This is a genomic window from Pirellula sp. SH-Sr6A (assembly GCF_001610875.1).
GTDB lineage: Bacteria > Planctomycetota > Planctomycetia > Pirellulales > Pirellulaceae > JBKCUI01.
The window spans coordinates 95652-108602 of record NZ_CP011272.1; the positions used below are offsets into that span (position 1 = coordinate 95652).

Consider the following 12951-nt stretch of genomic DNA (forward strand, 5'->3'; position numbering starts at 1 on the left):
ATTCTTGACGCCCCTTTGTACTTTTGTTCTGTACTCCAGTCCGAGACGAAACCGACCGATTTTATGGATGATTCCCTCAAAGCGTTGATCCCTAACCGAAACGCTTCGATGCCTGCGGTCTTCGTCAACCGACCGATGCTTCACCCCAATATCTACCGCAAACGGATCCTTCAAACGGAAGGGAATCCAGTCGCTGGCCAATGGGTTGCTGTTTATTCGGTGAATTCGGATTACCCAGATCGCGATTCGGAGGGAAGAAGAACGGGTGGAACTCGATCCGAGTCTGAGCCAAGTCTCTTCGCCTATGGGATCTACAATCCTCGATCCGAAGTGGCCGTTCGACTGATGTCTTGGTGGGGAGAGTGGCCGGACGACGCCTTTTGGGATCGGATTGTCGATCAAGCCGTTTCGCTGCGACGGGATGTTCTCCGACTCGATGAGACCACCGACGCCTATCGAGTCATGCACGGCGAAGCGGACGGCGTGCCAGGCTTAGTCGTCGATCGCTACGGGGATTGCCTGAGCGCTGAGCTCTTCAGTTTGGGCATGTCGTATCGATGCGAGGCAATTCTGGAGCGATTGCAATCGCGACTGGGGACCAAGCACTGGCTGATCCAAGAGTGCCCCCAATTTCTCAGCCAAGAGGGATTGTCCGTTCCCTCGCGAAAATCGGAAGGATTGTCTCCGACTGTCACCGTCCAAGAAAACGGCGTGAAGTATCGCATCCATTTCGGCACGGGACATAAAACAGGGTTCTTCTGCGATCAACGGGATAATCGAAAGCAGTTGGCGCACTTTTCTAAAGGAAAATCGGTTCTCGATCTTTGCTGCTATACGGGAGGATTTTCTGTGCAAGCGGCGAAAGCGGGGGAAGCGTCCGATGTGACCGGGGTCGATCTCGATGATGAGCCTTTGTCCATGGCCAAGAAGAATGCCGATATCAATCAAACCCGAGTTCGCTTCGTTCAATCCGATGCGTTTGCCTTCATGCGTGATATGCTGCGAATCGGCCGACAATACGATGTAATTGTGCTTGATCCTCCCAAACTCATTCGTTCGCGAGCCGAATTGGAAGAAGGGAGCAAGAAGCATTTCGATTTGAACAAATTGGCGATGCAATTGGTGAAGCCAGGTGGGATCCTGTTGACTTGCTCCTGTGCCGGTTTGTTGGATTCCGAATCCTTCCAAGGTATTGTCCGCTCGGCCGCCAAAGCGACAGGCTTTGATACCGAAGGAAAGCCTCACCCGCCGCGTACGCTTCAAATTCTTCATTCCACTGGTGCAGCCCCCGATCATCCCGTCGTGGCGCACTGTCCCGAGACAGGCTATCTCAAAAGCATTTGGGCTAGGGTGCTTTAGCCGCGTTTCCCGACTCCCATCGATTGAACTATACTGGAGACGGTGCATTCCCCTCCCCTCCCTTCCCACCTTGGCACGTTGCAATGCGTTTCCTCGTCATGAATTTAGCCATCGGACGTCTCCATTCTGCTTCGAAGCGAATGCTGTCGGGCCTAGCTTTATCGATCGCCGTCGCGAACTTCGGGGCAACGCTCGGTTATGGGCAAGCCTCCGATCCTGCCTATTCCGTTGAGTGGGCTTGGTCGCAACAGGATGTTGCTAGTGCAGGTAGTTCCTTCTGGCCGCAATACCGAGGCCCACGAGGCGATGGTCATGCCCTAGCAGACGCGACACCTCCAATCCATTGGAGCGAGGAGAAGAATCTTACTTGGAAACAGGAACTAACGGGGAAGGCGTGGTCTTCACCGGTGGTTTGGGGGGATAGGCTATGGCTCACCAATGCAACGGACAATGGGCTATCCATGTCGGTCCATTGCTTTGAATTGGCAACCGGAAAAGCGCTCTGGGAACGTGTCTTGTTTAAGAACCAAGAAGTGCAAAAGGATTTTCACGTCTTCAATTCCTACGCATCACCGACTCCCGTAGTGGATGGAAAGCACCTCTTTGTCAGTTTTGGTGCTTACGGAACGGCTTGCTTGGATAAAGAAACAGGGGGCACCATCTGGGAGCGACGCGACCTCCCCTGCAATCATTACCGAGGAGCAGGTTCTTCACCGATCCTTTTCGAAAACTCTCTTATCTTCCATATGGATGGGTTCGACGTGCAGTACATTGTCGCCCTGGATCGATCCAACGGCACGACGCTATGGAAGACCGATCGCGACATCGACTACGGGACTGACAATGGGGATTACAAAAAGGCCTATGGAACACCTCATGTTATTCCAGTGAAAAACGGCGACAGAACCGACCTTCAGCTGATCAGTCCCGCCGCCAAAGCCGTGATCGCATACGACCCTCATTCGGGGAAAGAGTTATGGAAGGTCAGATACGAAGAACATTCGGCATCCCTGCGTCCTCTGTACGATGGGAGTGTCATCTACACGAGTACTGGTTTTAGCAAAGGGAAGTTGCTCGCGATTCGTCCGATCGGTACGGGTGACCTGACCGAGAAAGGGGTGCTCTGGCAAGCTTCCAAATCGATTGGCGCCAAGCCGTCCCCACTCTTGATAGGAAACCAAGTGATTGCCCTGGAAGATCGCGGAGTGCTCTCTGCAATCAACAAAGAGACAGGAGAGACGGTTTGGCAGAAAAGGCTCGGTGGTGACTTTAGCAGCTCTCCCATCTTCGCCGGTGGCAAAATCTACTGCATGGACGAGCAAGGCAAAGGGCATGTTGTTTCACCGGAGGGAGAGGTATTGGCTGAGAATATCCTCTCTGCTGGTTGTCTAGCCTCTCCCGCCGCGGTTGGCGGCACCTTGCTTATTCGAACACGAAATGCTATCTACGCATTCCGCGAATGAATCCTTAGCGAAGGTCTGCCACTCGGAAGGATTCACATTTTTTCATTGCAGCGAGGGAGTGTGTGATGGCGATCGTTTGGACGATTCTATTATTGGTGGTGTCGAATGTCTTTATGCTCTTGGCTTGGTACGGCCATTTGAAGGATCTTGCCGAGAAGCCGTGGTTCATCGCGGTCCTCGTCAGTTGGGGGATCGCGTTTTTTGAATACCTTATTCAGGTTCCAGCCAACCGAATTGGTTATGGGCATCTGTCTCTCGGGCAGTTAAAGATCCTGCAGGAAGTCATCACCCTCTGCGTCTTTGTCCCGTTTGTCTATTTGTACATGAAACAAGGGCTGAAGTGGGACTATCTTTGGGCTGCGTTATGCATGTGTGGTGCGGTGTACTTTGTATTCCGAAGCGGCTTCAATCCCATCTCTGAAACTCCACAATGAAATTTGAATCTCGTTTCGTAGATGCATTGCCGGGCGATCCATCCACCGACTCCCGTCCTCATCTGGTATGGAAAGCCATGTATTCGCTCGTGGCTCCGACCCCGGTGCGAGCCCCTTCCCTGCTAGCCTACTCCATTCCCCTCGCAAACGAGATCGGCATAGATCCCCGATGGATCGAGAGTTCGGAGGGAGTAGAGGTTCTCGCTGGAAATCGATTGGTCGAAGGGATGAAGCCTTACGCGATGTGCTACGGCGGTCATCAATTCGGCAATTGGGCCGGGCAGCTTGGAGATGGGCGGGCCATCAATCTAGGAGAATGGATCGACAACGCCGGTCAGTCCTGGACGTGGCAATTAAAAGGATCTGGACCAACGCCTTATTCGAGATTTGCCGATGGACGCGCGGTCCTTCGTTCTTCTCTTCGAGAGTATTTGTGCAGTGAGTCCATGCATGCCCTCGGTGTACCCACCACGCGAGCTCTAAGCTTAGTCGCTTCGGGTGAATCCGTTGTGCGCGATATGTTCTACGATGGAAACGCAAAGCACGAACCGGGTGCCATTGTGTGTAGAGTTGCTCCAAGTTTTATTCGTTTCGGCAACTTTGAAATCTTTGCGGCGAGACAGGACACTGAAAACCTGCGTGCACTGGCGGACTACACCATGGCTAACCACTTCCCGCACCTAGGGACTCCATCGCCGGAAACGTACGAAGCTTGGTTTCGCGAAGTATGCATCCGGACGGCTGCGATGGTTTGCGATTGGATGCGTGTTGGGTTCGTGCACGGAGTGATGAATACTGACAACATGTCCATCTTAGGCCTTACCATTGACTATGGTCCCTATGGTTGGATCGATGGCTTCGATACGGATTGGACCCCTAACACAACCGATTTCGAGATGCATCGCTATGCATTTGGGAATCAACCGCAGATCGCCCAGTGGAATCTTGTCCAACTGGCAAATGCCTTGTTTCCGCTGTTTGAGCAAACCGAGCCATTGCAGAGAGGATTGGATACCTTTGTCTCCGAAATTGCGAACTCGTATCTCTCGATGCAATTGGCGAAGCTTGGTTTGCCTGATGACCGAAAGTCGTCGGGGAGAAACGTTGTGGAGGCCCTGGAAAACTGTTGGCGGTTGACGGAGATCGACATGACGATCTTCTACCGACAATTAGCGAGAATCCCTGAAACTTGGTACACCAGCACGGCTTCTTCGGAAACATCGTTGGTCCACGAGTTCTGGGATCATGTCGGACCCGCGTTCTATGACTCGATCGAGCCCGATGCGCCGGGCTTACGACCGTTGTGGGATTGGGTACTCCAATATCGGCTAGGCGTTCGCGAGAGCACTACTGATTATCGCAGCAGGGCAGAATCCATGAATCGTGTGAATCCGAAGTATGTACTCCGGAATTATCTTGCGCAACAGGCGATCGATCGAGCCGAGCAAGGGGATTTGAAGCCGCTACACGAATTGACGAGCCTGCTCCAAAATCCATACGAGGAGCAACCGGACCAAGAAGCGAAATTCTATGCGAAGCGTCCGGAGTGGGCGCGTCACAAACCGGGTTGTTCCACTCTTTCCTGCAGCTCGTAAGCAAACTCAACGACGCGACCACCGCTCCGTTATTCCGCAAAGCTGTCCGGTGGCCTCGTCGTCGAAAAGGCCAACCGATCTTAAGTGCGGAGGATATCGCTTACGACTTTAGCGGGGCGTTTCGCAGTGATGATCTGCATTTGATTGTTATACGGATAGGTAACATCTTCCCATTTCAATCCGAACAAGTGCATGACCGTCGCTTGGAAGTCGTTAGGAGTCACAATGTTCTCCACTGCTTTGTGGCCAAATTCGTCTGTTGCCCCGTAAACCTTTCCACCTTGGATCCCGCCACCTGCCATCCAGATGCTGAAACCTTGCCCGTTGTGATCGCGCCCCGCCTTCTCCGGCGAACCATGTTCTTGTGTAACGGGCAGTCGTCCGATCTCTCCTCCCCAATGTACGAGGGTAGAATCGAGCAAGCCTCGCTGCTTGAGGTCTTGGATCAAGCCCGCGACTGGTTTGTCGGTCTTCTTACAAATCGAGGTAAGCCCCGCTTTCAAATTGTCATGATTATCCCAAGGTTGATTGGCGTGAAACAGTTGCACGAACCGCACCCCCCGTTCTACCAATCGTCGAGCCAACAAACAACGCGTGCCATATTCTCGTGTGGCTGGCTCATCGATGCCGTATAGCTTCAATGTCGCTTCTGTCTCTTTGGAAATATCGAGCGCATCGGAGGCAGCGATCTGCATCTTGGCAGCCAATTCGTAGCTGGCGATGCGCGACTCCAAATCGGATTCCCCAGCGTGACTTTCCAAATGCAAACGATTCAATTCCTGAAGCAGATCCAGATTCTGTCGTTGCACTTCACCTGCAAGATGGGGCGGCGGCTGCAAATTGAATATCCGGGGTTCTTTTGGACGAAGAACCGATCCCTGGAACATCGCGGGCATGAAGCCATTGGACCAGTTGGTTACCCCGTCGACCGGATGACCTCCGGGATCGGACAATACCATGTAAGCGGGCAGATCCTGCGACTCGCTACCGAGTGCATAAGTCAGCCATGACCCCAGTGTCGGTCGTCCTAGAATACCGGGAATGCCTCCGTGGAAGTAACGGATCGAAACCTCATGCCCATTCGCTCCGGTGTGCATACTCCGAATCAGACAGATGTCATCGACAATTTCCGAGGTGTGGGGGAGCAATTCCGATAACTCCATTCCACATTCGCCGCGAGGTTGAAAGGAAAATGGACTTCCCAACAACTTCTTGCTCGCTTGATTGACAAACGAGAAGTGGATATCTCCTGTGTAATCGGTCCCATTGTATTTGGACAACTCGGGCTTAGGATCGGTCAAATCCATGTGCGATGGCCCGCCGTGCTGAAAAAGCGAAATCATGGCTTTCGCTTTGGGTTCGAAGTGCGGTGTTCGGGGCTTCAAATCATTGTGAGGCTTCGCTTTGACGATAGGCGGAGCGCCTTGGCTTCCCTGCGACGCCAACATCCACTGCAACGCGATAGCACCAATGCCCATCCCCGAGTGCTTAAGCCAGAGCCTTCTCGAACCTATCGGTAATGCATCCATGTTTATGATCTCAATCGATGTAGAGGAACTCGTTCGAACAAAGCAGCATCTGGCAAACATTCGTCAACAACTGCTTGGAAACACTACTTCCTTTGGAGATCCGCTCGGGTTCTGACTGAAGCAGTGATAGTTGATTAATTGCAAACCGCTTCACCGAAGCCAACTCGCGTGGATCTGGGTCTCGGTGAAGGACGATTCGCCAAGCGGATTGGATTTGGATGGGGAGTTCGGCGTGCGATTCCATGGGGCCAGCAAACTGCTTCACGGAGTCGAAAACGAGCGACTGGCCGGCTTCCGTCTTGAGGTTGAGAACGACAGGCCATTGGAAGGAGTCCGAGGTTTCATTTTCCCCACATCGAACGAGGAAGTCGACAGTCTCTCCTTGGCGCACCGAAACATCTGTAAGTGCGGTGGGCGCCGATCCTTTCTTGGCACTCCAGCTTCCAATCGGGCTCCCATTCTTCAGGATAACTGCGGAGATTCCGTCACCATTTTCACTTGGGTGATCGACTTTCCCATCGATGTGAAGGGTGCCGTCGACAGGTACATTAAAGCGTCGAATGGCGGGGAATTGCTTGTTTCCTGGATGGCCACCCGACGCATGCAAGAGGGACCAACCGGTGCGTTCATCAGGGACCTTTGCCGAGCCTTGCCACTGTGTACCGTTGAAATGCTCCAATGCTTCGAACCCCTCGAGCAGCTGAGTTTTCTCGTTCCATGAACCAGTACCGTAGGACCAATTGGGTTTAGGGGGGGCTGGCAGATCCCAGGACTCAAAGTGTTCGGGGCGAGTTTGATGGGCGAGCTCGATAGCCCGCGAGGCAATCTTGCTAGCCTGTTCGATGGCAAACTCTCCATTGATCAGCATGAGCGATTGGGTCGGCACCGTGGAAGAGGTTCGCACATCGCAATGGATTCCCATCACGGGCGCATCGAAGCTTTGGAGCATGGCAACCGGTTGGGTGCGTCTCCATTTCGCGTAGATGCTTCGGCGGTTCTGACTCGGATCGATGCGAACTTGTCCCGTCTCGTCTTCTTGCAAGGGAATCGGACGTCCAAAAAAGTTGGTATGAAGAGTGCCCGACATGCTTAGCATGGAGTCTCGAATGGCTTCCGCCTCAAGACGTATCGTCGGCTTGCGCCAGTAGGTTCGATTGTCCGGATCGAGCGAATCTCCCGTTTCATGTCTTGCGGAACTCTGCCTGTAAACGCTCGCCGTGAGCAGCTCTCGATGAAGCCCTTTGAGGCTCCAGTCCCGGTCCAACCAAATCACAGCCATAGCATCCAAGAGTTGGGGATGGGTAGGGGCTGAACCAAGCCGCCCAAAATCGCCTGGGGTCTCAACGATTCCACGGCCAAAGTGATGCATCCAAATCCGGTTCACCATCGAACGAAGGAACAGAGGGTTGGGATTGTCTCGATCGGTTAGCCAATGAGCAAATGCTAATCGACGCCCCGTCGTAGGCAAAACGTCATCATCATCTGGCAAAGATGACGGGCGGTCCTCAGACACGAGCACAGAGAGTTTTCCAGGCTTCACCTCTCGCGTTGGTTGATTGGGATCTCCGCGATGAAACAATTGCGTTTTGGGCATATGGTTTGGGGGTTCGGCCAGTGCGTGAACAAACTCTTCCGTTGGTTTCTTCGCCCGGATCTCAGCGACTTTGGCATCCAATTTTTTGAGTTCCTCCGCGGCCATCGGGGAGTACTGGTAGAGAACGCCCGGGGTGATATTGATGCTAGGGTTCTTCCGTAGAAGCTCCTTCTGCTCATCGGATCGTTTATCGGCGGGCGTTTCGTAGGCAGTGCGCAGAACATCGCGTTCTCCATCTGGAAACTTCGCCAACTCCTTATCAAGCGCATCCTTAATAAATTCCGCTTGCTTTTTTGCTTTGTCCTCCAGCAACTTCACCGCTTCGGCTTCAATCTCTTGCGAACGCGCCTTATCGGCCTCGGATTGCAACGAAATCAGGCGTTCCGAAGGCGTCTTCCAATTCTTCCAATCCAACGATGGTTCCAGGACGGCCCGCAATGCAAAATAATCTTGCTGCGAGATAGGATCGTAACGATGGTCATGGCACTGAGCGCAGTGGAGACTGGAGCTGAGAAGTGTGCTCCCCAAAATCTGGATGGTATCGGAAATCGTTTTGTTTCGACCTTCCGTAGTGTTATCGCCACTTCCTGTGCCATCGGCTGCCATGCGCAAGAATCCTGTTGCGACCAGACATTCTTTTTGGGATTCGGTCCAGTCGCCAGCACGCGGACCTGCTATTTCATCCCCGGCCAATTGCTCTCGCATGAAGAGATCAAATGGTTTGTCTTGGTTCAACGAGTGGATAACGTAGTCTCGGTACCGCCACGCCCATGCCCGTTCGGCATCGGCGATCGTTGCGCCGTCGCTATCAGCGTAGCCAACGGCATCCAGCCAATGCCTTCCCCAACGCTCCCCATAGCGAGGGTCTGCGAGGAGTGCATCGACTAGTTGCTCGTACCAATCCACATCTTGGCAATGGTTCCACCGCTCCCAATCGTCCGCCGACGGGGGCACTCCTAACAGGTCCATGTAGACGCGACGAATCTGGACGGGCTTCGGTGCATCCTCTTGCAATGCTAATCCATCGGTCATGCTTTGAAGGATGATTGCGTCGAGAGAGTTGCGAGCGCTAACCCATTCGCGAGATTGAGACATGGGGGGCCAAGAAATGGGCTGATACGCCCAGTAAGATCGCTCTTCGTCCGTCAAAGGGATGCCGTATCCGATCGTCTCGGGTTCGGGCCTTCGTGTCGGTGCTTTCGCTTGGAGCCACTGGCGAATTCGCTCTTTCTTTTCGGCGCTTACTTTTCCTTCCCCGGGTGGCATCTCGTCGCTGGCGATTCGCTCCCATAGCAGACTGGATTCGGGAGAATCCAAATTCAAGGCGGGTCCAGAATCACCGCCTTGGATCATGAATCGAACCAATCGAAGATCCAGCGACCCGTCGGGGTTTTCTGACGCACCGTGGCAATCCAAGCAGTACTCTCGCAGGATCGGGCGAATATCCGATTCAAAGTACTGTTTCGATCCCCCTTCTTCTGCAATGGCGTTCCTTGGGAAAGAAAAAGCGATCGCGATCAGCAATCCTAAGATGGAAGGCCATCGGATGAAAATTGATGAAGGTGATGGAGAAACCATCCATGTAGACATAATCATACCGGTGGGTGTCGTGAAATCGACGGCGGGATAGGGGTGGGAGCTGGAAGTCCAGCCGCCGATCATTCTAGCAAGCGACACGTGTGGAAGCGAGGTGATTTACTGTCCCGGTCCGAACTAATACGTCCCAATCAATCGACGCCCCCTAATATCGACGCCCCCTAATACAGAATGTGACCATCCAACCGGGCGTTCCAGCCTAGCAGGCGGTTGAAAATATCGGGTGCTGGGTGAGACACTGGTGATTTTGGATTTCTAGTAGCCGGTAGCCAAAATGGGTTCGGAGATGCTGGGGCCTTCGGTTGGAATTGCCCCCAACGGAGTGGAAGCTGTTCCGAAAGCGCTCTAAAGTCCTCAATAAAGGCGAGAATCGCTCGCATCATTCCCTGTAATCCCATCGAAGTGCCGATTCCGAATAGCATGCGCTTGGCGCCCCCAAGGTTGTAACCCACTGTCATCAGGCAGTACCGTTTCTGGATATTCTCGGTGCCACGCAATCGACATCGACGTCCTCCTCCGGTCTTCAGCACAAGCGCGAAAGTTCTTTCCACTTTCTCGCTTTCCAGCCTCTGAAGATTGCGTCCCTTATTCCCTTTCTTTATTCGTCGGTTCGCCTGAACCGTTTTGCGTTCCTTGCGAGTGACCTTGCTCCAATTGCGTCCGCCAAGCAACTTGGGCTCAGGGATGTACGTTCGGTAGTTCGTGTGTTCGTCCAACTCATTCAATGTGTTGGGCGCATGGTAGCCTTTGTCCGCGGCAACATCGCGAATCTCGGTTGCGCTGACAGCAGCTTCCAGGTGACTTTGGGCCTTGTGAAGGCTCTCCTCCAGCGATTGCGTGTCTGGCGTATCGGCCGGAGTGATCTCCGCGCCGACGATCATTCCCGAATCGAATACGACTGCATGCTCAGCTCTATATGCCAAGAGGGTTGTTCCATCTTTCATCCTTGCGATTTTGGCTTCTGGATCGAGTCCGCGTACTCAATCTTGGTGGATACTTTTTTCTTCGGCGTTTCCTATCGAATCGCCGGATCACTTCATCCGAAGGCAATTCGTTGTCCTTCATAACGCATTCAGCTCGCATCAGGCAAATGACATACGATCGCCAGTCTTCGCCGGCATCACGACGAATGATGCTATTCATAGCAGCATCGGCTTCGAGCGTCGTCGAGCCGACAGCTACGGTCTTGCCTCCGAGAAGCCTCTTCTCCTTGGCAAGCCTCAATACCCATTCGAAGACCGATTCGTGAGCTGTGTCGCGCAAGCGTTTCCGAATAACGGTCAAGGAGGAATGATCCAGGGAGTGGTCGGTTAACTTGAGGCCAAGGAACTGACGAATCGACGAGATAGCGGCGCATCGCCAAGCAATACCGCATTGCGTTTCGTTCCTTCGAAATAGCCTAACAAGAGCGAGCGGAAGTAAACCGCAGGTGGAATACCGGGGCGTCCGTAGGGTTGGTTGTAATGCGGAGCACAGAGCTTCTCGATCCAGGGATCGAAGCCAGCTTTATTGAGAAGTCGATTGAGGTTCGCATAGAACACATGCCCGTCCGAGCGGGGAAGATCATGGGTAGCGATAAAGAAGGCTGGTTGCTGAACCGATTTGCGTCGTCCAAAGTCCATCGACACTCCCCCGAGATACCCGTGACACTCCCCCAATCCACTGGGGACACTCACCACTTTTTGAGGGACACTCACCAACACTGGTAACCCTGGGGACACTCACCATTTTTTGATAACTCAAGACCCTGGGGACACTCACCAGGGGTGACTCGAATAGTCGTTTAAATCCTATCGTGGTTTCAGCATGATCGAAGGCTTAGCAAGAACCTAAGAAGAGAACTGCTACTACCTCAAATCTCACCAACAAAGGCCCTGTGTGGCCCATCGCCTACGCTCGCTTGTCAGTCGCCATTCGCTCCGTTCGAAGACTCACTTCGCCGGGGTGAGCGACCGAAAATCGGCTCCGACGAAGGCCCACACTTAGAAACTCATTTCGCAACGCGAAACCGATGGCTGCTGCGCCCAAAAAGACAACCGATCGAAAAAATATTCCACCCCCCCTTGCCCGACACAAGACTACATAGTCGTACGCTAATTGTTCAGCTGTAAAACAATTGGCCCAATTGTTTGGCCGTGCAAAGTCGCGTTTCGCTCGCGCAAGAGAGAACGTCCCAATTACTTGAACGGCAATCGCGCGAAGCGAAAGAAACCGAACCCGTCGGGAAAATCAAGAACCCGTCTGCTGCCCTTAACCTCCGTATACAAGTCCAAGAACGCGTCGTACTGTAGCCGGGACCTTCGCTCTGCTGAACAATTGAGGCCAATTGTTCGACAGTGAAGCAATTGATGGACCGTAAAACAATTGGCCCAATTGTTCGACGGCGCAATCGCGAGTTTCGCTAACGCGAAAGACAGTTGCCGAATGCCTGCAAGGCAATGGAAGCAATAACTTCAGAAATCCCAGCGTTCAAGCTGCCGGTGCCGCTCACGGCCTCGGCATAATGCCCCGATCGTTGCCAATTCAACTCTACCAAAAAAGAAAGGCCCACTCCAAAGGAGATGGCCTTTCGTGAACATATTCGAATTTATTCGACCTACAGGGGGGGATTGCGTTGTCAGAGAACAATCAAACTCCTGATCCGCTTTCCCCTACACTGCAGCAACCTTTTCGTCGCATTCGCCGCAAAGCAAATCCACCAAGACCGGCAATTCCCAAAAGCGCCATCGAAGACGGTTCTGGAACTGCTGTGATTTGGAAAGAACCTTGCTCGACACGGAAAACATAGGGCGCAGTGTTCACGGAAACCTGCGTCGCGTTCGTCGGAGAAAGGGCATTTGGCACAATGTTAATTCCAAATACTCCTACGGAATTACCTGCGTTGAACTTGAGATCAAACAAACGCTGAGGCGTTGTCGTGAAACTGGCCGGACTCACAAAAGTCGCACTCAATCGCCTGTCCCAGTTTGCATTCGTTGAAGGCGGATTACCTTCGATAAATGAAGAGTATCCGCCTCCAAGCGTTACCCCTGTAGTGGAAAACGAAGTTGTTGATGGCGGCGGATCAGGAAACACAAACGCGTTGGTGTTGACGAATCTCCCGTCTCCACCCAAATCAAATGCGACACTAAATCCTCCAACAGTTAGGTTCGTCGCCTCAGCAGCAGTGTCAAAGTAGCCGTAAATAGGCACTATCACACTACCACCCTGCAACACTTCAATAGGATTAGAAGTACCGGTCCCATTCCCTACGCGAAATGTAAATTCGGCGAAAGCTTGGCTTTGGAGCCATCCTACCAAGACCAAGCTAAAAAGTAGACTTCTCATAAATACCTTCCTTAAAAAACTTTTGAGCAAAATTAATTCGCAGTCAGCTCCACC

The 12951-nt window shown here is 52.9% G+C and carries 10 protein-coding genes; 4 read left to right on the forward strand and 6 right to left on the reverse strand.

Annotation, left to right across the window (positions count from 1 at the left end; genetic code table 11):
- Nucleotides 1-63 precede the first annotated feature (63 nt).
- From VN12_RS00350 to VN12_RS00365, 4 genes are all read left to right on the forward strand, one after another.
- Nucleotides 64-1359 carry a class I SAM-dependent rRNA methyltransferase gene (locus tag VN12_RS00350; protein WP_146674961.1) on the forward strand — a complete coding sequence of 432 codons (1296 nt, stop codon included), beginning with the start codon at nt 64-66 and terminating at the stop codon, nt 1357-1359.
- An 83-nt stretch (nt 1360-1442) separates the two neighbouring features.
- Nucleotides 1443-2822, forward strand: a complete 1380-nt coding sequence (locus tag VN12_RS00355) for a PQQ-binding-like beta-propeller repeat protein (protein ID WP_146674962.1) — start codon at nt 1443-1445, stop codon at nt 2820-2822.
- Between the two features lie 65 nt (nt 2823-2887).
- Nucleotides 2888-3256, forward strand: coding sequence for a DMT family protein (locus tag VN12_RS00360; protein WP_146674963.1), 369 nt, complete (start codon nt 2888-2890; stop codon nt 3254-3256).
- A complete protein-coding gene (locus VN12_RS00365) occupies nt 3253-4851 on the forward strand; it encodes a protein adenylyltransferase SelO (RefSeq protein ID WP_146674964.1) in 1599 nt (532 codons plus the stop codon). Before VN12_RS00360 ends, VN12_RS00365 begins: the two co-directional genes overlap by 4 nt.
- Nucleotides 4852-4931: 80 nt before the next feature.
- On the opposite strand, the gene VN12_RS00370 is transcribed toward VN12_RS00365, so the two are convergent.
- The 6 genes from VN12_RS00370 to VN12_RS00395 all read right to left on the reverse strand — a co-directional run bounded on the left by VN12_RS00370 (nt 4932) and on the right by VN12_RS00395 (nt 12927).
- Nucleotides 4932-6380: a DUF1501 domain-containing protein gene (locus VN12_RS00370; protein ID WP_205855157.1), complete on the reverse strand. Its 1449-nt coding sequence runs from the start codon at nt 6378-6380 to the stop codon at nt 4932-4934.
- A 10-nt stretch (nt 6381-6390) separates the two neighbouring features.
- A complete protein-coding gene (locus VN12_RS00375) occupies nt 6391-9564 on the reverse strand; it encodes a PSD1 and planctomycete cytochrome C domain-containing protein (RefSeq protein ID WP_168164111.1) in 3174 nt (1057 codons plus the stop codon).
- Between the two features lie 167 nt (nt 9565-9731).
- Entirely contained in the window at nt 9732-10493 is a 762-nt protein-coding gene (locus VN12_RS00380) for a transposase (RefSeq protein WP_168164112.1), read from the reverse strand.
- Nucleotides 10483-10938, reverse strand: coding sequence for a hypothetical protein (locus tag VN12_RS00385; protein ID WP_409994293.1), 456 nt, complete (start codon nt 10936-10938; stop codon nt 10483-10485). The genes VN12_RS00380 and VN12_RS00385 overlap by 11 nt, the downstream gene beginning before the upstream one ends.
- Nucleotides 10881-11273 carry a hypothetical protein gene (locus VN12_RS00390; RefSeq protein WP_205855158.1) on the reverse strand — a complete coding sequence of 131 codons (393 nt, stop codon included), beginning with the start codon at nt 11271-11273 and terminating at the stop codon, nt 10881-10883. The genes VN12_RS00385 and VN12_RS00390 overlap by 58 nt, the downstream gene beginning before the upstream one ends.
- Nucleotides 11274-12198: 925 nt before the next feature.
- Nucleotides 12199-12927, reverse strand: coding sequence for a PEP-CTERM sorting domain-containing protein (locus tag VN12_RS00395; protein ID WP_146674969.1), 729 nt, complete (start codon nt 12925-12927; stop codon nt 12199-12201).
- Between the last annotated feature and the right edge of the window lie 24 nt (nt 12928-12951).

Coding starts and splice junctions, on each gene's coding strand:
- VN12_RS00350 (WP_146674961.1), top strand. CDS start 64: ATGGATGATTCCCTCAAAGCGTTGATCCCTAACCGAAACGCTTCGATG.
- VN12_RS00355 (WP_146674962.1), top strand. CDS start 1,443: ATGCGTTTCCTCGTCATGAATTTAGCCATCGGACGTCTCCATTCTGCT.
- VN12_RS00360 (WP_146674963.1), top strand. CDS start 2,888: ATGGCGATCGTTTGGACGATTCTATTATTGGTGGTGTCGAATGTCTTT.
- VN12_RS00365 (WP_146674964.1), top strand. CDS start 3,253: ATGAAATTTGAATCTCGTTTCGTAGATGCATTGCCGGGCGATCCATCC.
- VN12_RS00370 (WP_205855157.1), bottom strand. CDS start 6,380: ATGGATGCATTACCGATAGGTTCGAGAAGGCTCTGGCTTAAGCACTCG.
- VN12_RS00375 (WP_168164111.1), bottom strand. CDS start 9,564: ATGTCTACATGGATGGTTTCTCCATCACCTTCATCAATTTTCATCCGA.